Source organism: Psychrobacter faecalis (genome assembly GCF_016107575.1).
In the GTDB taxonomy this organism is placed as follows: domain Bacteria; phylum Pseudomonadota; class Gammaproteobacteria; order Pseudomonadales; family Moraxellaceae; genus Psychrobacter; species Psychrobacter faecalis.
This window is the reverse complement of sequence record NZ_JABAST010000026.1, coordinates 1-24,022: the sequence shown is the minus strand read 5'-3', so window position 1 is coordinate 24,022 and position 24,022 is coordinate 1. Positions and strand designations below refer to the sequence as shown.

Below are 24,022 nucleotides of genomic sequence, written 5' to 3'. Positions count from 1 at the left end.
CAGTTACAAAGTCAAGCATTTGCTTAGGATGAATCGGCATTAAACCTTGAGTATTATTCATATTAAACAGTCTTTGCCTCTCAAAATAAAAGGTGAAATCACCATAATAGAGAGGGTAAAGACTAAAACTTTGGCTTAACGTTTATCTAAACGGGTAGCTATCCAATTACCAGATGCCTGAATACCGATGACCATAATCGATAGCATCACGACGATAAAGACCATCACCTCAGTTTGATAGCGATAGTAACCGTAACGAATGGCCAAATCGCCCAAACCCCCACCACCAATCATACCCGCCGCCGCCGAAAACGACAGTAAGCTGATACATAAAATGGTCACGGACAATACCAAACCTGAGCGCGCTTCATTAAGCAATACTTTGATGATGGTCAAGGGGCGGGCACCCATAGATTCCGTTGCTTCGATAATGCCGCGTGGTACTTCGCGCAGATTTTGCTCGACCAAGCGTGCGAAGTAAAAGGAACCGGCAATCGCCAGTACTAGTGACGCGGCAATTGGTCCAATACCCGTGCCAACGATGGCTTTGGTAAAAGGACTCATGGCAATCATCAAAATCACAAACGGGAAGGCGCGCATAAAGTTGGTGATCGCACCAAGGACACCATACAAGGTTTTATTTTGCAGAAACTGCCGATCACTGGATAAAAACAAGAATACTCCAAACAGACCGCCGATAACGATGGCGACCGTCGTTGAGATACCTAGCATAATAAAGGTATCTACAAACGCCTGCAAAATTTCTTTACGTAGCGCAAGCAGCTTGTCCAATGAGGCGGATAATTCAGCACCAGTTAACATGTCTATTCTCCTGCCTCTTAATCTTCATGAACCAAGCCTTTGCCAATCGGGGTCGTGGCCTGAATCAGACCGTCGCGGATATCGGCAACCTCGAGCAACTGCCCTTGATGTAACAATGCGGCGCGGTCGCATAGCCTACGAATGACGCTCATCTCATGGGTGACGATGACAATGGTGACGCCAAGCTGCTCATTAATATCACGCAGACAAGTCAATAAGCTGCGCGTGGTTGAAGGATCAAGCGCACTGGTCGGCTCATCAGCCAATAATACTTTTGGGCTCGGCGCGATCGCACGGGCGATACCAACACGCTGTTTTTGTCCGCCTGATAGCTGCGCAGGATAGTGCCCAGCACGGTCAGTCAAATCAACGATTTCTAAGCAGTCCATCACACGCTTATAAATATCGGCACGCGGATAACCTGCCACCGTTAAGTTAAAGGCGACATTATCATAGACAGTACGGTTAGACATCAGGTTAAACTGCTGAAAAATCATACCGATATTGTGGCGGGCGATACGTAAGTCACTGGCCGATAAGGTGGTCAAATCGGTACCATCTATGATGACTTGACCTGAGTCTGGGCGCTCAAGTAAATTAATCAGGCGTAATAAGGTAGACTTACCCGCGCCCGAATAACCCATTAAACCAAAGATTTCGCCTTGTTTTACCGTTAAAGATGTCGGCTCAACCGCAGTAAACCAATGTGGCTTGCCGTCTTTATCTTTTATAGACCGGTCGCTTAAAAAGCTTTTGGTCACATCGTTTAAGACAATCATGTCACTCATGGAATGCTCAAAATTTAATAAATATTTTAATGGCTATGAAGCGGTTGCAGGCTCTTTTGCGTATTTGTGCGCAAATTAAAATCAACCTTCAATAACCCTATAATAAGGGGCGCTAATATAGCATATTATGCAGCGTTTTGGATATGGACATCCATGATTAACAGATAATCTTGGCGGTAGATTGGTTAGCTGATGAGATTAGTGACGGCTGTCATGTTGATAATGAGGGTCGTGCTTGACGGGTAATACCACTAAAAATCGCGTATGACCATTAATGGTATCTGTAATGATACGGCCTTGGTGCGCCGTAACTATCTGGGCAACCAACGACAAACCAAGCCCCGAGCCTTTATTTTTTTGCTGTAAGCGTACAAAGGGGCTAAAGACTTCTTCGCGTTTATTTTCAGGGATACCTTCGCCTTCATCAATCACCGCCAGCACCGCAAATTTCGGTAGCGGGCGTATTGGCTCAGCTTTCGGCTTTTTGAGATGTTTACTAAATATGCCCTCTTTGCGGGTAGCGTTTGCCGTGTCGCCGTTTTCTTTATTAACGTTTTCTTTATTAGGGTCTTTGGTGGCACTTTTGGCGTCATCCTTCTCAGTACTAACGCTTTTATCCGCTTCTTCTATCTGTTTATTGATAGTCTTGTCATCGATGTCGTCGATGGATGTTTCTTGTTGTTCAGGAACCGCGCGCCAAATAACTTTTTTAATTTTTTCTGTCAAATCGGTAGTAAAGCGCTGATAGGTAAGTAATAACGACGGCTCGACAATGGCTTCGGTCTCAGTGGTGCTACTTAGGTCATTGTTTAGCTCATTAGATGAGTCAATAGTTTTTGCCGTCGATGATTTATCAGTATCTGTGCTGTTATCACTATTCGTATTGCCATCAATCTCAGCATCCACAGTGATGCTTTCACCATTTTTATAAATCACTGGCGCAGGTAGTAACGCTGCGGTCGACGCTTCTTCTGTCGACGTTGATGTTGAGGTGGCTTTATTATCGCTAGGAACAATATTATCGTTAGTAATTGTGGCATCAGCATTTTGCTGGGCGTTTTGATCAGTTTCAAGCGCATGGTCGCTATCAGGCGCTTCTTCATCATAATCAAAGTCTGGGCTGTTATAATCGACAAAGCTGCTACACAGTATGGTTTGCAAAAGATAATCTGGAATAGCGTCGGCTTCATCTAGCGTTTGTACGCCGTAAAGTAATACCGTAACGGGTGGTTTGCCGTGCAGCATAGCATTGGTCAATAGGTTACGAATTAAGTGGGTCAGCATCGATGATTGACCATCGATGACGATATGCTCGCCAATCAAGGTTGCTTGAGGATAATGCTGGCGTTCTTGGTTTACTAAATCATATAAGTCCAAATGCTCAACTTGTTGTAGCGCGTGTCCAGCATCTAAACGACTGACCAGCAAAATACTCTCGACCAAATCGTTTAATCCAGACAAATCGCGATTGATAGCTTGGGCACGCTTATCAAATTTTTCTTTGGTATCACTCGGCAATGCACCCGCCAGCATATCCATCATCTCAATCTGTAAGCGAATACGGGTGATGGGCGTACGCAGCTCGTGCGAGGCGTGCGCCAATAGCAGGTTATTGGCATTGATTAGGTGTTCAATTTTTTGTGCTGCTTGGTTAAAGCCGCGCGCAAGCGATGCAATCTCATCATTACCGCGGGCATTGACTCGCACCGTAAAGTCGCCGTCGCCCAATTGCGCCATTTGTTGGCTCATCTGATTGATACGCCAAGTAATGGTACGCGCAATCCACCAAAGCACCCCTGCCATGATAAGCAGCAGCAATAGCGTACCAGTAAATAAATTTAAGGCGGCAGAGAGGACAGGTTTTTTAGGCGGCAGGCGTGATTCGTATAATAGCGTATAGCCGGTGCTACTATAAACTTGGGCTTGCTTGGTTGGGGAGGTTTCGGCAAATGAGGGAAAGACGCGCGCTAATAGCGAGGGCGGCGCAGGCAATTCTAATGGCAAATCGCTGTTGTCGCTTTGCATGAGCAAATGACCTTCATTGTCATATAGGCCCATTTTTGCTTGCAGTGATTCATCAAAAATATCAAAGCTTTTCTTGACCACCGCTAGCATAAAGCGCGCTTGTAAACGGTTGTCTTTACTGACAGCAATATTTAGCTCATGCAAAAATGGGTCGACTTGACCCAAAATTTGCGTGGCTAAGATTTCTGAACGAATACCAGCGTCTTTGTCATGTACCAACTGGGTCAATAACACCATCGCTACCGCAAATAAAATAAGTGCCAGCATGACACTGGCAAATAGTTTGGCAAATACGGAACGAAAACCCAGTTGTTGCATTAAATCATCTCTATTATCAAACGCTTATAACCATTTTATTCATTTTATTTTAATAAGTTTATCGCAATACGGGCTTAGTTTAATAGCGTTTGATTGCATGTGCTAACTATACCTGATCGGTAGCGAATTGATAACCCACACCGCGTACGGTAATGATACGTTTTGGCTGGCGCGGATTGTCTTCGATTAACGCACGCAAGCGCGAAATATGCACGTCAATGGCGCGATCAATATTATCCGAGCTATCATCGTTTGGCATCGCTTGCCATAATTGCTCACGGTTTAACACTTTGCCCGAGTGGGTAGCAAAGTAATGCAGCAGCTGAAATTGATGCGTCGTCAAACGGACTGGTTGATCATCGATAGTGACTTCATGACTGTCAGGAAAAACGCTTAGGCGCCCAAACGTTAAACTATCTGACTGGCTGTCAGCTTGATTTGGCTGCTCATGACGACGAATGACGGCACGAATACGCGCGAGTAGTTCGCGCGGCTCAAAGGGTTTGGCAATATAATCATCGGCGCCCATCTCTAAACCTAATACACGGTCTGTGGTATCGCCTTTCGCCGTTAGCATAATAATCGGCACTTTATTGGTCATGTTGTTTTTGTTGCCACGTATCTTTTGGCAAACTTGCATGCCATCCATATCAGGCAGCATCAAATCTAGCACCACCAAATCGATGTCACGCTCTTTAGCGTCTAACAAGTCCAAACCTTCTTGACCTAGTCCTGCATGATGTACATCATAATAGTTCATGGTCAGATAATCGCTGATTAATTCGGCTAAATCTGGATCGTCTTCAATTAATAAAATTTGCTTACTCATAATTTTTCCTCTAGTTGTTGTTATAGTTTGTTTAAAATGCTGTTTAAAAATACTGCTTTAAAAGTGCCTATCTACAAATGCTGTCTTTATAAAACTGTTTTTGTAAATAAGCACGCCCTAAATTTTCAAAGCCCTTAACTCTTAGTTCATTCTCACTCAAAGCGTAATCCCTATTAGTTTACGCTATATTGCCTAAACAGGATGTTATTAAACAAGATAGGCTTTGTTAATGTTTCTACACAATGTAACTACGAGCTTTGGCGCTTATGAAACTACCGCCTTTTTTCCTTCAGATTCCACCGGTAAGTTTGCCAAGCAAATCAAACTGTCATTGGTAATACCGGCAATTAAATACTGCTTAGTCAAGGGGTCATACTCGATAACTTCGACGGGCTGGCGCGTCAAACGCTGGTCTTGTTTGATAATCCAAACGTTAGCATGCAAAGGACGCAGCGGCTTATAAGGCGGTTTGTGCAGCACGGTTAGGTCAACATTGTGCAGCGCGCGCTTAGGAACAATGGTTCCAACTTCTATTTGTCCGTAGTCAACGCGCCCAGTCACCTGCATATCAGGTCGTATTTGGTTGCGACTGACTTCATTATCAACCACATTGACATAAACCAATAGCTGCTTTGGTAACTCAGTGACTGTCAGCTTACTGACCTGACCGGTAAATTTATCTATCAAGCCTTCCGCCGTGAAGTTAACCGTTTGTCCAACGGAGATTTGTGATTTGGCTTCAATCGGTAAGCTTGCGCTAAAATGCAGCTCCGTCCCGTCGCTAAGCTTTAAAAGAGGTTGACGCGGTGCTACTTGTTGGCCGCTTTTGACGTATAGCTTTTCGATATGACCTGCGAAGCTTGCCCGTACCGTTATCAAATTATTCGCCGTTTCTGTATGCTTAGAAGCTTGGTTATTGTCTAAGTCGTTATTGCTAGCACTAGCAGAATTTCCTTTAACATCCTCACCATTTTTTTCTGTACTGGGTTTTATGTTATCTGAATTCTTAGCAGTGGAATCTTTTGGCGCCGCTTGAGTACTGTTGACGGCAGACGGTTTTGGTTCAGTGGCCGCACCTTTATTATCTACTACTTCATCTTCTACTTCTAAGGAAGTTGCTACTTCATCATCGGCTTGTTCAGATGACTCTGTTGATTCAATAGGCGCTGCTTGCCGTCGAACGGTGAATAATGGTGCGCCTTTTTCGACCCGTTGATTTTTTTTCACCAACACCTGCTCTACCGTCAGTGCTTGGGCAGCAATTAGGTTTACCTGTTTGATAGGCTCAATCTCACCTTCTAAGCCAAGGCTCGGCTGATAACGGGTTGGTTTGACGCTTAGGATATGATCAGGGGTCATCGTAATGCTATCAGCACGTATGAGCAGGGGCGTGTCAAAGGCCTCGCTATTTTCAGCTGTGACAGGTTCTGACGTAGGCGGGGAGGGCTGGCAGGCGATAAGCAGCGCCGCGCCCAAAAGATACGCACTCTTTTTTAATGGGCTAAAAGCTAAAAGTATGGTGCTTGAAAATTTAGCCCTCAAACGCCTTAAATCTATAAAACCTGTCATAGCGATCACCCTTGTCAACGAATTTTTATTATATAGGGAATTATGAGGCGGTGAAATGATTACTCTTATTTACTGATTTTGAATGGTAATCGATGACTCAAAAACCATTCGCCGTACCGCAGAAACTTTATTGCAAAAAGCAGGTTGTGAAGTCGTCACCGCGATTGACGGTTTTGATGCCTTAGCGAAGATTGTTGATAACAATCCAGATATCATTTTTGTAGATATTATGATGCCGCGTTTAGATGGTTATCAGACTTGTGCCTTGATAAAAAATAATCCAGATTATGCGAGCAAACCGGTGATTATGTTGTCATCGAAAGATGGTTTGTTTGATAAAGCTCGCGGGCGCATTGTTGGTTCTGATGAGTATTTGACCAAGCCATTTAGTAAAGATGAGCTTTTTGAGGCGATTAACCAGTATCGCTAAATAATCAGTAACGTGAATAGCAGCCCGTTAAAGACCTGCTATAAAAATATTATAAGTTCGGTTATTCAGGTTAATAGTGAGCGCTTGCTGCTTAATTTTTATCTTGATGAAAATAATACTGGCATTCAATCAATACGATTTATTTTTAATCGGTTTGTTTTAACAATATATCCTGATGGATATCATCAAAAATAAAGGAAATACCTATGACTACTGTTTTAGTCATTGACGACTCGCCATCTGAGATGGCGAAATTTCGCGACATGCTTTCTAAAAATAACTTTCAAGTATTAGAAGCGAGCAATGGAGAGCAAGGTTGTCAGATGGCCGTCGACCATCTACCAGACGTCATTTTGATGGACGTGGTAATGCCTGAGATGAATGGTTTTCAGGCAACCCGCAAAATTACGCGCGGTAAAACGACTGCTCATATCCCTATTATTATGATCAGTACCAAAAACCAAGAAACAGATCGAGTATGGGGTAAGCGTCAAGGCGCTAAAGAATATATCACCAAACCGATTGATGAAAGTGGTTTGGTCCAGATAATTCGTAAAGTAATGGGGTAGCTTGTGGCATCCAGAGGATTTATTGAGCTGCTGCGTATAGCAGACTTAGCACGCGCGCGTAAAAGTGGTCGCCGCGGCGGCAAAGAGTTTGATTGGCAAGGCGTGGTATTTGAAATTGGCGGTCAGCGTTTGGTGGCACCAATGGGTCAAGTATCAGAAGTATTATCCATGCCAGAATATACCAGCTTACCTTTAGTAAAGCCTTGGATGCTCGGCATCGCCAACATCCGCGGGCGCTTGTTGCCGTTAACCGATTTGTCGCGGTTTTTACAAGTGCCCAGCCGATTGCCACAAATGAGCCAGCGTAAAGTCATTGTGATTGACCATGATAATCTGTTTTCAGGACTGCTGGTCGATCAGGTGCTGGGCATTGAGCAGTTTACCCAAGACCAATATCGAGCAGAAGCGCTTGAACCGAGCTCGCCGTTTGCGCCTTATAATCACGGTAAGTTTGTCAAAGATGAGCAAGATTGGTATGTATTTATGCCAAGTCTGCTGGCACAGGATTTGCAATATACCGATGCTGCCATCTAGTGGCTGTGAGTAACTAGTAATTAGCTGTTTTTTCTAAATATTGATTTTTGGTAAATACATCAACCTTAATAAACACTTCGATTATTAACGGGGTGTTTATTAAAGCAAGAAAAGAACAAAGGCTGACATGGTTTGATGAGATGTCAGCATTCATACAGGCTTTGTGAATCACTGTTGTTTTGATGGCAATATGATTTCAGAGTCAGTCACGATACGACTTTGACGATTGTTTGAAAGGAATAGGCACGATGAGTGATGTTATAAATAACCCTGTAGCTGGTACGAATAAAACAACGACAGATGCTAATAGTAAATGGAAGCTGTTATTAGGGCTTTGTGCTTTAGTGAGCGTGGCTTGTCTGTTTTGGCTGGTCAATTCATTGTCGTCGGTCAGCCAATATTTAAGCAATTTTAATCAATCAGTCATCTTGCCTGTGATTGTTTTTGTGGTAGGTGTACTGGGCATTTTATTTGCTTTATACCAATTACTCAAACAACGCGGCGGCTCAGAGCGTTTATTGATTGAAAAAGAAACCTTACGCCGTCGTCAAGAAGCAGAAGCGGAGTCTGAGCGCGCGCGCCAGATTCAAGAAGAGAACGAGCGTAACCAGATTGCAATTTTGCGTCTACTAGATGAGTTGGGCGATTTGGCAGATGGTGACTTAACAGTAAACGCGACGGTATCGGAAGATTTTACCGGTGCGATTGCTGACTCTGTGAACTTTGCAATTGACCAATTACGCCAATTGGTACTGGTTATTAATAGTACCGCTGAGCGTGTCTCGCAGTCCTCAGAGCAAACGCAGATGAATGCAGTTGAGCTTGCTGAAGCCTCAGAGCACCAAGCACAAGAAATTGCTGGGGTATCTGCGGCGATTAATGAGATGACAGTCTCGATTGACCAAGTGTCAAATAACGCTTCAGAATCGGCGACGGTTGCACAGCGTTCGGTTGCCATTGCTTATAACGGTGCGGAAGTTGTACAGCGCTCGATAGAAGGTATGAACGTGATTCGTGATCAGATTCAAGAAACCTCAAAACGTATCAAGCGTCTCGGTGAGTCTTCGCAAGAGATTGGTGATATCGTTGGTCTAATTAACGATATTGCTGACCAAACCAACGTCTTGGCATTGAACGCTGCGATTCAGGCATCGATGGCAGGGGAAGCAGGTCGAGGCTTTGCGGTTGTTGCCGACGAGGTTCAGCGTCTTGCTGAGCGTTCAGCCAACGCAACCAAACAGATCGAAACGCTGGTAAAAACCATTCAGGCCGATACCAGTGAAGCGGTTATGTCGATGGAATCAACAACTTCTGAAGTCGTACGCGGAGCGCGCTTGGCAAAAGATGCGGGTGAGGCACTAGAAGAGGTGCAAACGGTTTCAAATACCTTGGCTGACCTGATTCAAAACATCTCTAACGCCCGCTCTACAACAGGCTGAGTCTGCTGGTCACATCTCGCACACCATGAATATTATTCAAGATATTACTTCGCAAACCTCGTCTGGTTCGATGGCGACCGCGCGCTCTATCGGTGAGCTTAGTGAAATGGCGGCGGCACTGCAAGAATCGGTCACCGGCTTTAAGATTTCTAATGATGATGAGCAGTTAGAGCAAGAGTTTAGCGAAGATGAGTATTTAGAGATCGATGAAAGTGTTTCGGCGAGCATGTAATCTCTAGTTATCAGCTTATGATTGTGATATTGAAATATTAACCAAGCAGTTGCTCTACTCGTTTTTCTGTTGAGCAACACTATTAATAGCAGGTCACGTGAATAATCATACTCAAAAAGACAGTCTGATGATTAATAAAGCCGATGCTTTGATAGCAGAAGCTTTGTGGGATGATGTTGCTTTTGATACTGAGCAATGGCAACGCTATATAGAGCAAGAGATTGGTTTTATATTGCCAAATGTTCAACGTAAATGGTTGGTCAACGCCGTCAGTCAAACGGCACTGGCCTATGGTTTGAGCAACAGACAATTATGGCATCAATTACCGATTAATCATGAGCTGCGCCAGCAATTGTTAGATAAAGTGCTCATTCATGAAAGTCGCTTTTTTCGCCATTTGCCCTCTATATAGTTTATCACTGATTACGCCTTACAGTGGCAACGAGAGCAGCTAATCGCTGCTAGTACTAGCTGCAATACTAATGATAGCAGCGCTAGTATTGACGCCAGCAATCCTGATGATTCATTCCGTATCTGGAGCGTCGGCTGTGCCAGTGGGCAAGAAACTTGGACGCTGGACATGAGTTTGGCCGCAAGCCAGCTGACCAATTACAGCATATTAGGGACTGATGTCAGTCAGCAGGCATTAAAAAAAGCACGTTTAGGTCAGTATGATAATAAGCAACTGGCTTTGATTCCGCAAGATTGCCAGCAATTTATTCAACTATTACGACCAACAAGTATCGTTGAACAATTACGTTTTCTGCCTGTGTCTACGCAAAAAAATACAGAGAAAAACGCTCGAGCCCACTGGCAGGTGATGCCAACGCTAAAACAGCGTGTACGCTTTGCTTTACACAACATTATCGACAAAAAACCGCCAACGCCGCATTTACAACAAGTCATTGTCTGCCAAAACATGCTGCTTTATTTTCGTAAGTTTGATCAGCGCGATATATTAGCGCGGCTATCAGAGCAGTGCGCAGTAGGCGGTTATATTATATTGGCTCCAGGTGAGGCGTTATTTTGGCGTCCTTCAAACATGCGCCGTATTGCGCACCCACAGATTAACGCCTGGCAAAAAACCAGTGCCTAAATTAGCGCCTAGACGAGTTAGGATACATCTATGAAAAACCAGCCCAACGACATGGTGACACTTGAGTGGTTACTGCCACTGTTTGATCAGCAATTATCACAGATAGCTGATGGCTGGCAATTGGGTGAAAAAAGCGCTGATTATGAGCAGATGACACAGAGCTATCATCAGATTGGTGGCGCTTTGATCATGATTAACTTGCCGATATTGGCAAATTTGGCTACTAAGCTCAGCTTACTTGCAAGGACAGAAATCGATAGCTTAGATGCTGATGCGAGCCGTATAGGTCACATAGCGCATCGACTGCTTACGGGTGAGCTGGTTTATTACGCACGTACGAGCAATTTTCATAGCGCTTTAATAAATAAAACATCAGCTGAGCTTACCCAAGTTTTAGCGCGTTATGATATAGCGACCGATCACCTTGTAGACGCTTCTTTAGACTCTAAAGAGGACAGTCTTGCTAGCATTGCCACTAACGATATTGTTGATATTGCGCTACCCGTCAGTACGGCAATGGTCAGTTTAGACCAGGCGCAGTATCAGCAGTTGCTATTGGTTTGGCGTCAACAAGCGCAAGCGTTACTTGCTGCTGATACCAATGACGCTTCTATACTGGCGACTTTAGAAAAAGTCGCTCAATACTTATGGCAAACCGCAAAAGATGACGATTTGCAGCGTCTTTGGTATTTGACTGAAGCTTGGCTACATGACCTTGCCCATAACGAAACGCCGCGACCTAAGTATTACGCCGCGCTATTGAGTCAATTTGATGCGTTAATAGAGGCAAGCACCCATCAAAAAGCGCTATCGGCAAAAGTTATCAACGAGCTGATAGCGAATATTTATATCGAAATCAGTAGCCTTGCCAAACAGAGCGATAGCACGCAAGTTATGCTGCAAAGCGTAGCGCCGCAAGAGGTCGAAACACGCTTTTTACCGCGCATCTTAAGTGATATTGATACGCTGATTTTTAACTTTGATAAGCCGCAAATCCTAATTAAACCACTCCAACAAATCAGCCATCAGCTAGGAAGTCGTGGTTGGACATCATTTGCCTCGCAAGCAGCATCTATCCTAGCAGATATAGAACGTGACTTAATTGCCCAAACTGGAGTGGTAGAAGAGCAATCACAACAGCAGTGGCAAATTGAGCAGCGTCTCCAAGAATTACACAATGCTATCTACAATACCGAACAAGTTATCTTAAGTAAAATAGGAAGCGCGGCTTCTTTTATACCTGCGGCTGACGTCATTACTCATGATGACATGGATAGCGTGCAAGTAGAAAGTAGCCAAAAAATTAAGACAGACGATAAGGAGCTGCGCGAGCTGCGTATTGCTGTTGAAGACGTTAAGCAAGGCTTTAGTGATTATATTCAGCGCCAAGACCTAGCACTATTACCAGACGCTGCAGATTTTTCTAACATTGGCGAAGCTTTTGACAGTATGAGCCTGTCATCTATCCGCCAGGCAACCGATAACATAGCAGATATATTCGAGCAATTAACCACCCATGATATTGCCGTACTGAGCTGGGATGTCACCGAAGCCTTAGCCGAAGGTTTAACCTCTATCGAATTGCTGCTCGACTATCTTGCGCAGCAGGTCTTTGATCAACCCTTATTAAGCAAAGCTCATGAATATATCGACAAGGCGGCGACACTACTTAGTGGCTATATAGCTGCGCCTGAAACCGTTAATGATACCTTTTTAACGCAAAAGCAAGCGACAAATGATGTACTGCGCTACGATGATAGTGGCGAGATTGCGCCTATTACTGTTGCTAATGAAGACATTGATTTAACCGATAACACAAACCATAGCGATAAAAAAGAAAGTGCCGCTTTATTAAATGCTCGCAGTGAGCTTAAGCACGATAACTTTGATGTTGATGAAGATATTCGTGAGATCTTTATTGAAGAGGTGGAAGAGGTCGTCGCTGATTTAGAGGATTTCTTACCCATTTGGCAGCAAGATGCGCAAGATTTAACGCCATTAACTGAAGTGCGCAGAGGCTTTCATACCTTGAAAGGGTCAGGGCGTATGGTTGGCGCTTTTAGTATCAGTGAGATGGCCTGGTCTATTGAAAACCTACTCAACCGTCTGTTGGACAAAACCCTACCAGTGACCGATGAGGTCGTGGCACTTGTGACAGAAACCACTAAGCATCTACCAGCGATGTTGGCTGATTTTGCAGCACAGAACCCACCAAGTTTTGATCCTGCCATTACTATTTTGCAAAGCAATAACTTAATAAGCCAGCAACCTATCAATACAGGCTTAGAAGTGCTTGATGATAATTTCTCTACAAGTGAGGTTGAAAAAAATAATGCGGTACTAGATGAGGGTACGCAATCGACAGATGAGAGATTCTTAAATATCGAACAAGTTGATACTCTAGACATAAATGACTCTGTTAGTAACTTTGACGAAGTTTTTGAAGTAGAAACAGACTTTTCAGCCTCATTAACGGATTTAGAGATACCAGACGTATTAACCCCATTTATGACAGCGGCGCAGTCGCTACCGACAGATGCTAACGATGCTGATCCTGATATCAAAGAGATATTTATAGAAGAGGCCAATGAAGTTCTAGAAGAAATTGTGCCCTTATATGAGCATTGGCAGCTTACTCCTGATAACTTAAGCCAGTTAACTGATATTCGTCGCGGTTTCCATACTTTAAAAGGCTCGGGTCGTATGGTTGGTGCTAATTATAGCGCTGAGCTAGCCTGGTCGATAGAAAATATGCTCAACCGTATTTTGGATAATACAATTGTAGCGTCTGCAGACATACAGCAGCTTATCGGTGATGTGTTAGGCGCTTATCCAACGCTATTAATTACCTTTGAAAATGACAGTCAAGATTATCCTGCACTTGTACCGTTATGGGTGGCTTGTGCTCAGGCTTTTAGTAAGCAGTTGGGTGATGAATTCAGCTACCGCGCGCTACATAAACAACTATTTTATGGTTCTGAGCAGCAGCAGGACATAAGCACAGCGCAATATTCTGATGTTAAAAATACAGATCAAGAACTTGTTGATGACACTGCTTATGACATTGCCGAAAGTAACAGTAGCATTGATAGTACGCTGCAAACCATTCATTCGGTAAATGAAAAAATGGCCGAAGCGCCCATCGTTTTGACGCCTCAAAGTGAAGAAGAGCAAATCTTTTTCGATATTTTTGTTGAAGAGGCCGAAGAGCTGTTAGAAAGCGTTAAAGATTTTGTTCTTGATCACCAAGACGAGCCTTATGCCGCCGTAAGTGATGAGATTGTTCGCGCTTTTCATACGCTAAGAGCAGCGTCTGGCGCTAGTACTTTGACGGCAATCAGTGAGGTTGGCACGACGATAGAGCAAAGTTTGGAGCTTTTGCAGAAACAAGACACGCCAATGAATGCTCAGCATGTAAAAGCGCTTGCCCAGTCTGTGACGCTGATTGAAGGCTACCTAGCTAATTATAAACGCGATGTGCAGGAGCGAGAAGTTTCGTCAGAAGAGGCGCAAAGTCAGCAAGATATTGCTTCTTTACAAGCCATGCTTAGTGAGCAGTACGCCGTTAGCGATGACGAAGACTCAGCCGATGGTAAACCAACGATAAGTCAATTGTTAGATGACGATATCAATGAGCTACTAGATGCAGAATGGCAGTTAGAAGCCGTCTTTAATAATGCAGAGCAAGAACAGATTCAAAGTTATATCGCAAGGCAAATCTCACAAATAAAACATCTAGCCAGTAAAGCACAAGAGGTACCAAAATTTGCCTTGATTCTTAGCGAATTGGAAAATGCTTATACTTATTTAAGCCATCATCCTGAAAAATCCCGTGATACTGATATCCAGGCCGCTTTACTTGCAGGTCATTGTCAGCTAGTCGGTTTATTTGATGCTTTAGCGGGTAGCACCTCGTTGAAAATTAATCAGCAGGTAGTTGAGCAGCTAAAAGATATTGCTCAAAGTGACGATAGCAATATCAATGTAGAAGCAGGTACTGCAGGGCATACTGATGTTGATAAAGAGGCTGAGGAAGAGGGTAAAGGCACAGTGCAAAGTGTTGCTGCGCCTGAGTTTGCGCTTGAAACCATCGTTACCGATATTGAGCTATTAGAAATCTTCTTAGAAGAAGCGCAGGAGCTTGATGATGCGCTCAATGATAGCTTTAGTAAATGGCGTGCTGATATCAGCAATATCAATACCTTAAAGGTTTTACAGCGCCACCTGCATACCATCAAAGGTGGTGCGCGTATGGCAGGCATACGCAGTATTGGCGATTTGACCCATGAGGCGGAGAGCATTTACGAGGCATTCGTTGAAGCAAGACTTACGCCAACGACGCAATGGCTTGAAATTATGCAAGTCGTGCAAGATACGTTGTCATTGCAAGTGGCGCATATTGTCCGCTATCAGCAATCATTTTTTACACCTGAGCTGATTGAGCAGCTGCAGCAGTTTGAAAAAGCAGCAGCGTTACCAAAAGACGTCGAACTTATTGTACCAATGCCGCAACACCAGGCTGCTGCTGAACCGCAAATCAGCGCCAATGAATATACCCATCGTATCGATAAAACGGCAGACTTCTTAAGTTTAGATAGAATTATAAAACAATCTTGGGCGAACGGCTTACCTGACCCAGATATTTTAGAGGTGTTTTTAGAAGAAGCAGAGGTGCTGACCAACCGTAATGAATGTCTGCAAGCATTCTTAAGTGATGCCGGTGATACCGTTGCATTGCAAGCCCTACAGCGCGACTTACACACCTTAAAAGGTGGTGCGCGTATGGTAACGGCATGTGGTATCGCTGACCTTGCCCATGAAATGGAAACGGTTTATACCGACTTTATTGATCGTCGCCGACCTGCTACCAAAAAAGTCTTGGAGCTACTGGTAGCCTGTCACGATTGGCTGGCAGATGCGGTATTTATTCTCTCGCAACAGGTGAACCCACCAACGCCAGACTTATTAATTGAGGCGCTGCAGCAATTTAGTAAAAACCCCGATAGCTTAAAACACATACCAAAAGAGTCTTTGCAACCGCAGCGTGATGCTATTTTACTGGCGAAAGAAAAGCAAGAATCTACCTATATCCAAAAAGATATCAGTGAGATGCCGCCGATGGTGGCTGATACGACTGAGCAAGAACAGAACGCCAGTAGCAACGAGATGATTCGTATCTCAGGTGGCCTCATTGAGCATATGATCAATCTATCAGGTGAGTCGGCGATCAACCGTGCGCGTATCGATATGGGCATGAGTAGCTTGACCACTAGTATTGAAGAGATGGGAACGACTGTACAACGTCTAGCGGATCAGCTGCGCCGGATGGAGATTGAGCTTGAAGCGCAGATTTTATCGCAGATTGATGATGAGTTGGTCAATCATGAAGGCTTTGACCCTCTAGAGATGGACCAGTATTCTTCGTTAAACCAATTATCAAAATCTTTGACCGAGTCGGCCTCGGATTTGGTTGATATTAATCATACCTTACTTGAAAAGATGCGTGACAGCGAAAGTCTATTGCTACAATTATCGCGGACGCAAACTGAGCTGCAAGATGGCTTGATGAATTCGCGGATGGTACCCTTTACCCGCCTAACGCCACGGCTTGAGCGTATCGTGCGCCAAACGGCCAATGAGCTAAACAAGTCGGTTGATTTAAAGATTATCAATGCTGATGACGAAATGGATAGAACCATTTTGGAGCGCATTACCTCACCGCTTGAGCATATGTTACGTAACGCCGTCGATCACGGAATTGAAACGGTTGCAACGCGCTTAGAAGCGGGTAAAGAACGTAGTGGACAAATCACTTTAGAAGTCCTGCGTGAAGGTAGTGAAATCATTATCCAGTTAACTGATGATGGACGCGGCATTGATGTAGAAGCAGTACGCAATAAAGCCATTTCTCAAGGTTTAATTGACGCCGAAGACAGCAGTTTAAGCGACCTTGATATTATGCAGTATATCTTTAACGCCGGCTTAAGTACCAGCAAGCAAGTGACGCAAATATCAGGTCGCGGTGTCGGTATGGACGTGGTGATTAGTGAGATTCGTCAACTAGGTGGGGCGGTATCGGTGGTGTCAGAGCTTGGTAAAGGCTCTCGCTTTACTATGCGTGTGCCGCTCACGGTTGCGGTGTCTGATGCGTTGGTGGTTCGCGCCGCAGACCGCTATTATGCGATACCGTTAGCGCAGATTGAGCGCGTGGTACGTATCAGTCCAGAAAGAATTTATGACTATTATCAATCGGGCGCCGCTACGCTTAACTTTGAAGATAACGATTATCGCGTGCGTTATTTGAATGAGATTTTATCAGGTAATAAGCTCAATGAGCTGGTCGTCAATACAAACACCAGTGTGCCACTGATTATTATCAAAAACCGTAGTGGCCAAAACATGGCGCTACAGGTTGATCAAATCGCAGGGTCACGTATTGAGGTCGTGGTAAAACCTTTAGGCCAGCAATTCTCGAATCTATCGGGTATCTCAGCGGCAACCATCATGGGTGGTGGCTCGGTCATGCTTATTCTTGATCTGATTGCACTGATGCGAAATGCTGCTTTAGGCAGAGAAGTCGCAAAATCTGCTATCAGTGTTCGTAGCAGTACAGAATCTAAAATCACCGTTTTAGTCGTCGATGACTCAGTCACGGTACGAAAAGTGACCTCACGTTTCTTAGAGCGTCAAGGTTTCAATGTGGTCCTTGCCAAAGATGGTATCGATGCGCTTGAAATTTTACAAGAAACCACACCGGACTTGATGCTACTCGATATTGAAATGCCGCGTATGGACGGTTTTGAAGTTGCGTCGCAAGTTCGTCATAACCGACGTTTGCAACAGCTGCCTATTATTATGATTACCTCACGTACCGGCGAAAAGCATCGCGAGCGCGATTTTGAGATTGGAGTCAATGACTACATGGGCAAACCTTTCCAAGAAAACCAGCTTCTTAATAAAATCCAAGGTCTATTGGGTATAGAGGCTAGCTTAGTCAATGAAGGATAATGTACCTGCCTTAATACTAAGGGATAAGCATAAAAACGATATCAGGGTACTGGTGGTGGTAGAAGACCACCATCAGCGCATGGCTTTTTCTGATACTGTGCGTAGTTGTGGTTTGCAGCTGGTTGACTGCGTATCAAGGACGCAATTACAAAATAGGTTGAGCCGCTATACAGCGCCTATTGATATTTGGCTCATAGATGGTGATTACGATGAGCATATGGCAGTAGCGACTACTACCGCTCAACCTGCTACCGTTGTAGTCGGATTTAGCCAGGCGCCGTATCTTAATGAAGCTGAGCATTATGCCAAATGGCAGCGCAAACTCAAGCGCAAACTTGCCCAAATGCTGGCGTTGCCGTTATTAAGTAAGGCAATAGATAGCCCTGCTTATAAGAATACGGCTTATCAAAATGAGACTAACGATTGGCATTATGTGGTATTTTTAGGTGCTTCGATGGGCGGGCCTAGTGCGGTCAAAGAATTTTTAGATCATTTGTCACCCACCTTGCCTGTGAGTATTTTACTGGCGCATCATTTTAACCAAGCGATGATAGGTACGCTACCACGCATACTCAATCGCCATAATGACTGGCGCTGTCAGCTGATTACCTCATCACAGTGTTTGCGCGGCGGGCAATGCCTCATTGTACCCATTGATAAACAAATTGTTTGCGATTCAACTGGTCGTATTATCTTAATAGATCAAGCGTGGGAGGGCGATTACAAGCCCGCTATCGGTCAAATCCTGAAAAATACCAGTGATGTTTATGGCAGTGAGCTTATCAATATTATTTTCTCTGGTATGGGAAATGATGGTTCGCAGTATTTGGACTTAATCCAAGACAATGACAGTCAATTGTGGGCGCAAGACCCAATATCAAGCGCTTGTCCAAGTCAGCCGCAAGCCATTATTGATTCAGGTTATTGTCAGTTTGTTGGCAGTCCCAAAGCCTTAGCAGAAAAACTTACCCATTATATTGCTGAAAGGGCGATGCCCGCCTCTTCAGAGTCATTTATTGTGAGCGACATATGAAACAGATTCTAAAGCACTCATTTGAAGCCGTGAGCTTATTGACCACTAATAATGGTATGCTCGACGTAACGATTGTCCCAGCCACCGACCAACCGGATTGGATCATTCCTAGTAGCTTGATTTTAAGTGTCGATGAGTGTAGTGAACATAGATGGACGTATGAATGGCAACAACAAGAAGTCGCTGTGATCCATCTATTGCCGCGCCATCAAACGCCGGACAAGATTATTATTTTAGAAGGCAATACCACCGCGCATCGTATCGCGCTACAGACAGCAGGCGAGCTCCGCCAACTACAGGCGCGTATCTCCGATGTCAAAGATATCGACTTGCCTGAGCACTTTATCAAAACCGACAGCAAAACTGATACCGTTCAGCAGCGCGTCCAAGAAGATGTTGTGCTATCCTACCTTTTCCAAGCGGTGATGATTGATGATACGGTTTACATGGTGCCAGATTTGGATAAAGTCGCCCATCAATTGGTTGACTTAGATAGCTAATTTGCTCATGGTTACGCTTTTTATCATGGGCTTTAGTGTTAGCTCTAAATAAGGTTATTAGCCTTGAGCTGGGACAGATAGTTATTATGTTTATTTGCCAGTTACCAGCTAGTAGGTTTTTAACACTGTCATTTGATCCGTATCAGCCAGCGCCTATAAGTATCGATGAATAGGAAGCGATAAAATATACTATGAATAATATCCATTCAAATCTGACAAAGTGGTCGGTTGCTAGTCGAGTCTTTCATTGGGTTAGCGCCTTATTATTACTGGTCACTTGGATCATGATACTGTTATATGACAATCTTGATAGTAAGGTCTATATCGGCTTACACAAGGCATTTGGGGTCAGTTTGTTGTTTTGGATGATTGCCCGCGTGATCAGCCGTATTTTTAATAAAGCACCGCCAGCGCTGGCAATGCCAAAATGGCAAATGCTGCTTGCACAATTATCCCACTTTGCTTTATATGCGTTATTAATTGCGATGCCTATGGCAGGACTGCTGATGTCGGTATATGGCGGCCGAGCAGTTGACGTCTTTGGTTTATTTCAAGTTCCTGTCTTTGTCACCCCCGATAGGGGATTAGCACGGCTTTTTAATGACTGGCATACCGATATTTTGTGGCCGATGATAATTATTTTTACTTTGATGCATATTGGCGCCGCGCTATATCATCAATTCATTAAAAAAGACAATATTATGGCGCGTATAAAATAACGACTTAAAAATGGGAAGAGCGCGTATAAAAAAGCCCTAAGTATGAAACTTAAGGCTTTTTTTGTGCCAGCATTTGTACTAGCAAACGCTATAAATATAAAGTCATGCCGTTTACTTTTTATGTTCAGGTAAACTGATATTCATCTCGAGCACGTCTAAGCTGTCTTCAGAGCGATGGTTGATATTAACATCATCAATCTGCACACCGTTGACGTACTTATTAACCACTTCTAGTATTTCACGTTTCATTTTTTCGATACGGTCAGTGGTCAGGCGATTATTCAAGCGATTTTCACTTGCAACAATAACTTTTAAGCGCTCAGTTGCCATATTAGCACTGCCAGCACTGCTGCTGTCATCCGTACCAAATAGGCTACTCCAAAATCCTTTTTTCTTACTCATCATTAACCCCCAAACCAGCGCTGTAGTAGACTCTTTTTCTTCACATCAATATGACGTAATGGACGCTCTTCTCCTAAGAAACGGGCGACGATATCGTCATAACATTGACCAGCCACTGAATCGGTATAATGAATCACAGGCTCGCCATGGTTAGACGCTTCCAGCACTGAATGGCTCTCAGGAACCACACCAAGTAACGGCACTTTTAAAATATCGTTAGAGATGGTATCGATATCCATCATCTCATTTGCGGCAGCACGGTCGGCGTTGTAGCGGGTGATGATTAAATGCTCGCGTACCGTGCCCTGATTTTCAATCACTTTTTTGGTTTGGCTTTGCAAGATACCAATGATACGGTCCGAGTCACGTACCGAAGAGATTTCAGGGTTGGTGACGATGATGGCTTCATCTGCATGATACATCGCCAGCTGCGCACCGCGCTCAATACCAGCAGGCGAGTCGCAGATAATATAGTCAAACTGCTTTGACAACTCATCCATGACTTCTGTAACGCCGTCGTCTGTCAACGCATCTTTATCACGCGTTTGACTGGCAGGCAGGATATATAAATTTTCTAGTTGCTTGTCTTTTACCAGCGCTTGTGACAGGCGGGCATTGCCATTGATAACATCGACAAAGTCATAAACAATTCGATTTTCGCAGCCCATAATCAAGTCTAGATTACGTAAGCCTACATCAAAATCGATAACAACTGTCTTATAGCCACGTAATGCTAAACCGGCGGCAAAAGAAGCGCTGGTCGTGGTTTTGCCCACACCGCCTTTACCCGAAGTGATTACAACAATCTTCGCCACAATGGCACACTCCTATGAATTGATGGGATATTTATTAGTTAAAACATTTTAGATGAAACAGTATAGATGTAAAGTAGCACAATTGCTCGGCGTTTACCTAGCGGAGATGTGCTATCTGCGAGCATAAGCCTAGCATAAATATACAAAAACTTATAGCCAGTGCGTATTTAAGCACAAAAGCTGCCTACAGATAATGGTTATATCAGCTAAATAGGGAGCCAAAGCGCCCTCTATTATCTGCGCTCAATATTCGCGCCTATAGTCTAGCGTAAATAGTGGCAGAGCTAACAATCCATCATAGCGCAGTTTTGTTAAGTAAACTTACTATAATATTAATTATGCTATTTAGACGTCAATTTATCATTTATCATCAAATATATTCAAACTGATAATGATGAAATGACACCTTTGAGTCGTCTAAAGAGCAAATAAAACCTAAGCGTTATCCATAACCGTAAAGACTAAACCCTGACCTTCTAAATAACGCACTTCAACCGATTTATCAATCACGTGCTCGGGTAGGTTATCACGTAAGCAATACGTGCCAGCAACTGAGACCAGAGAGGGATTAAAGACTTGGCAAAAAATACGCGCATCTTTATCACCCGTTGCGCCTGCGACCAAACGACCTTGGGCGCGACCATAAACGTGCAGGTTATTGTCAGTAATCGCTTCAGCGCCGCTATTGACACTATTGGTTAAAATCAAATCGCCACCGACATGGTTGAGGCTTTGTCCCGAGCGCAGCATTTGATCATAAATCAAGCTGGTAATATGCTCGGCACTGATAAGCGTCTCTGCCGTCAAGGTGGTTTCAGTCGTTGCATTTACCTCGGTAGTGGCAGCAGCTTGGCTATTTACAGCTGAGCCAGCATTATCGGTAGTAGAGCTGACAGAATCGTTCGCAGGTGACGTTTGTGCGCTATCCTTAGAAGCCGCTACTTGACTTAACTGTGTAGTGGCTTTTTTACTGGGCAAAATACGCTCGATACGCTTGCCGTCCGCTGGAAATATCGCTAAGCGTAGCTGACGTGCTTGCTCATCAAGCAAACCTGTGACCACGCCGATAGGCTGCAAACCCCATGACCAAAGCAGCTCTACTAATGCCGCTAAATCCTGCTCGACTTCACTGTCAATCAATACAGGGATATTGCTATTTTTATTACTCAGTGTACTTTCAAGTTGGCTGGCAATCGCCGCAAAGTCATCGGTGCTAAACTGCAGCCGTGAAAAGGTCAGCATTTTGCCATAAAATGCCAAAGCTGGCGTGTCAGGTGAGTCAAGCGCCTGCTGTGAGTCAAGCGCCTGCTGATTGTTGTCTGAAATCGTCATAATATACATCCTCAAAAATGGTCGTGTTGCGGTGTTCAATGTGCCGTTTTTGCCTCGGCATATAGCATCAAAGTCTAATTATTAAAAGTGCGGCTTTCAAAAATATGCATATCAAAAGTATGATTGTCAAAAAAACTGGTTCTCATTCAAAACACTACAAATTAAGCATGTCTTGATGCTTCCATTGCTGCACTTTTATTTGGGCTTCAAATTCGTCTAAACCATCGGCGATGATGCTTGAGATTAACGTATCAAGGGCGCTGTTGTCGGTATCGATTTGAGCAACGCCGCTGGCGATAGCAACCATTAACGCGTCAATACGTTCGGCGTCAAGCAGGCGCTCATTCAGCGCATATACCACGTTTTCGCCGATATTATGCCCGACATGCTGTAGCTGCGACTCAATTAACGTTCCAGCAATGGGTATCATACGCAGATAGCGGCGTAGCTCAGGCGTATTGGCCAATCCCTCTTTGATGGCATTGCCCATTTCGGTGGCGACAATAGTGCCGCCGCCCGATGACTCGGTCAGTGCCTGAAGTTTTGGCGCCAGCTCTTTACGCAGTAGCGATAGTATCGCCGCTTCAATCTCATTGCGATTGCGGGCAATGGTAGATTCGATAAAGGATTTATGAGTGTTAGGATCGGTCAGCTGCTGGCGAAAAGTCTGAATGGTCGTTAAGATGACGCGGTCAGACAGCTCTTCTAACAGCAAATTAATATAAAAATTAATGCGATTAATCCACGGCTGTGGCAGTACTTGATAACCTAGCTGATATAAGCGGCGCCCGATAATCACGGCGCGAAATAAACGCAGCGCGCGCAACTGCGGAAAACAGCCTAACACTTCATACCAATGCACAAAAGGGAAAAAGAACCAGCGGTAATACACCTTTTCTTTAATAGCAACTGCCCAGCGCAATAGCAACTCGGCAATCAAGAATAGCGTAAAAAAACCGCCCGCTGTCCGTAACGAGTCATGAATATGGTTTTGATACCAGTTTAATGCCTCGCTCATACTCAACCACTGCGCGGCATTACTACTAAAATTACTCATCAAAATAGCGTCAGTACTGATTAAAAATAAATCAATACTGATGGCGATGAGCATCACGATATCATAGGTCAGCTTCAAGCGATTGGGCTGGGGACGATTCGGTCTTGGCGGCGGGCTGCTGGGTAGGTCTGAGGACTGAAGAGGCGCTGGTGTTATCGGCGCACGGGTAGAAGAGGCGGGCACAGTCATACCTTATTTAGTAGTAAATGGCATTGGTAGTGAGTAGTCTTTTGCCAATCACTACCAAATAAGCGGCAAGTTTTAATAGTTATTCACATTATCAATGAATCATGCCAAAAAACAAGCCATCAACCATTATAATTTGGTATTTTAGCCGTTATCTTTTTATATAAAAAACCCCACTCTCAACTTGAAATAAGCAATTCAAACTGAAGAGGCGGATTACCAAGTTTTTTGTTGAGTACAAAGCACAGATTGTGTGACAGGATTTTACGAATCAATCGATGAGACAAATGCCATAAATCTCTTGCTCGTACCCTTTGTA

18 protein-coding genes and 2 pseudogenes are annotated in these 24,022 nt (G+C 44.1%); 10 read left to right on the top strand and 10 right to left on the bottom strand.

Going from position 1 to position 24,022, the window contains the following annotated elements:
- Window positions 1–135: 135 nt before the first annotated feature.
- The 5 genes from JFC07_RS09015 to JFC07_RS08995 all read right to left on the bottom strand — a co-directional run bounded on the left by JFC07_RS09015 (window position 136) and on the right by JFC07_RS08995 (window position 6,351).
- Window positions 136–822, bottom strand: a complete 687-nt coding sequence (locus tag JFC07_RS09015) for a methionine ABC transporter permease (RefSeq protein WP_068403538.1) — start codon at window positions 820–822, stop codon at window positions 136–138.
- A 17-nt stretch (window positions 823–839) separates the two neighbouring features.
- Window positions 840–1,610 (bottom strand): methionine ABC transporter ATP-binding protein, encoded by a 771-nt coding sequence (locus tag JFC07_RS09010; RefSeq protein WP_068403535.1) that lies wholly within the window; start codon window positions 1,608–1,610, stop codon window positions 840–842.
- Window positions 1,611–1,808: 198 nt separating this feature from the next.
- The gene (locus tag JFC07_RS09005; RefSeq protein ID WP_193032138.1) at window positions 1,809–3,953 is read right to left on the bottom strand and encodes an ATP-binding protein; all 2,145 of its coding nucleotides are present in this window, start codon (window positions 3,951–3,953) and stop codon (window positions 1,809–1,811) included.
- A 106-nt stretch (window positions 3,954–4,059) separates the two neighbouring features.
- The gene (locus JFC07_RS09000) at window positions 4,060–4,782 is read right to left on the bottom strand and encodes a response regulator transcription factor (protein ID WP_068403530.1); all 723 of its coding nucleotides are present in this window, start codon (window positions 4,780–4,782) and stop codon (window positions 4,060–4,062) included.
- Between the two features lie 264 nt (window positions 4,783–5,046).
- The gene (locus JFC07_RS08995; protein WP_102076450.1) at window positions 5,047–6,351 is read right to left on the bottom strand and encodes an efflux RND transporter periplasmic adaptor subunit; all 1,305 of its coding nucleotides are present in this window, start codon (window positions 6,349–6,351) and stop codon (window positions 5,047–5,049) included.
- An 82-nt stretch (window positions 6,352–6,433) separates the two neighbouring features.
- Between JFC07_RS08995 and JFC07_RS08990 the strand changes: the two genes are divergently transcribed.
- The 10 genes and pseudogenes from JFC07_RS08990 to JFC07_RS08950 all read left to right on the top strand — a co-directional run bounded on the left by JFC07_RS08990 (window position 6,434) and on the right by JFC07_RS08950 (window position 19,911).
- On the top strand, window positions 6,434–6,781 hold the full coding sequence (locus JFC07_RS08990; RefSeq protein ID WP_068403524.1) for a response regulator: 348 nt from the start codon (window positions 6,434–6,436) through the stop codon (window positions 6,779–6,781).
- A 206-nt stretch (window positions 6,782–6,987) separates the two neighbouring features.
- Window positions 6,988–7,350, top strand: coding sequence for a response regulator (locus JFC07_RS08985; RefSeq protein ID WP_068403521.1), 363 nt, complete (start codon window positions 6,988–6,990; stop codon window positions 7,348–7,350).
- 3 nt (window positions 7,351–7,353) lie between these two features.
- On the top strand, window positions 7,354–7,884 hold the full coding sequence (locus JFC07_RS08980) for a chemotaxis protein CheW (RefSeq protein WP_068403518.1): 531 nt from the start codon (window positions 7,354–7,356) through the stop codon (window positions 7,882–7,884).
- A gap of 581 nt (window positions 7,885–8,465) precedes the next feature.
- A pseudogene (locus JFC07_RS08975) lies at window positions 8,466–9,471 on the top strand (methyl-accepting chemotaxis protein); the annotation flags it as partial.
- A 181-nt stretch (window positions 9,472–9,652) separates the two neighbouring features.
- Entirely contained in the window at window positions 9,653–9,967 is a 315-nt protein-coding gene (locus JFC07_RS13205; RefSeq protein WP_226928928.1) for a hypothetical protein, read from the top strand.
- 3 nt (window positions 9,968–9,970) lie between these two features.
- On the top strand, window positions 9,971–10,651 hold the full coding sequence (locus JFC07_RS13350) for a CheR family methyltransferase (protein ID WP_313782846.1): 681 nt from the start codon (window positions 9,971–9,973) through the stop codon (window positions 10,649–10,651).
- Between the two features lie 30 nt (window positions 10,652–10,681).
- The gene (locus JFC07_RS08965) at window positions 10,682–17,659 is read left to right on the top strand and encodes an Hpt domain-containing protein (protein ID WP_198328888.1); all 6,978 of its coding nucleotides are present in this window, start codon (window positions 10,682–10,684) and stop codon (window positions 17,657–17,659) included.
- Window positions 17,649–18,692: a chemotaxis protein CheB gene (locus JFC07_RS08960; RefSeq protein WP_198328887.1), complete on the top strand. Its 1,044-nt coding sequence runs from the start codon at window positions 17,649–17,651 to the stop codon at window positions 18,690–18,692. Before JFC07_RS08965 ends, JFC07_RS08960 begins: the two co-directional genes overlap by 11 nt.
- Window positions 18,689–19,192 carry a hypothetical protein gene (locus JFC07_RS08955; RefSeq protein WP_198328886.1) on the top strand — a complete coding sequence of 168 codons (504 nt, stop codon included), beginning with the start codon at window positions 18,689–18,691 and terminating at the stop codon, window positions 19,190–19,192. The genes JFC07_RS08960 and JFC07_RS08955 overlap by 4 nt, the downstream gene beginning before the upstream one ends.
- A 191-nt stretch (window positions 19,193–19,383) precedes the next feature.
- The gene (locus JFC07_RS08950) at window positions 19,384–19,911 is read left to right on the top strand and encodes a cytochrome b (protein ID WP_193032146.1); all 528 of its coding nucleotides are present in this window, start codon (window positions 19,384–19,386) and stop codon (window positions 19,909–19,911) included.
- Window positions 19,912–20,022: 111 nt separating this feature from the next.
- Here the strand turns inward: JFC07_RS08950 and minE are convergent, their stop codons facing one another.
- The 5 genes and pseudogenes from minE to JFC07_RS08925 all read right to left on the bottom strand — a co-directional run.
- A complete protein-coding gene (minE, locus tag JFC07_RS08945; RefSeq protein WP_068408119.1) occupies window positions 20,023–20,313 on the bottom strand; it encodes a cell division topological specificity factor MinE in 291 nt (96 codons plus the stop codon).
- Window positions 20,314–20,315: 2 nt separating this feature from the next.
- Window positions 20,316–21,128: a septum site-determining protein MinD gene (gene minD, locus JFC07_RS08940; protein ID WP_068408121.1), complete on the bottom strand. Its 813-nt coding sequence runs from the start codon at window positions 21,126–21,128 to the stop codon at window positions 20,316–20,318.
- A 435-nt stretch (window positions 21,129–21,563) separates the two neighbouring features.
- Window positions 21,564–22,460, bottom strand: a complete 897-nt coding sequence (gene minC / locus JFC07_RS08935) for a septum site-determining protein MinC (protein WP_198328885.1) — start codon at window positions 22,458–22,460, stop codon at window positions 21,564–21,566.
- Window positions 22,461–22,614: 154 nt separating this feature from the next.
- Window positions 22,615–23,706 (bottom strand): hypothetical protein, encoded by a 1,092-nt coding sequence (locus tag JFC07_RS08930; protein WP_207161658.1) that lies wholly within the window; start codon window positions 23,704–23,706, stop codon window positions 22,615–22,617.
- 176 nt (window positions 23,707–23,882) lie between these two features.
- Window positions 23,883–24,022: pseudogene (locus JFC07_RS08925) on the bottom strand (IS982 family transposase); the annotation flags it as partial.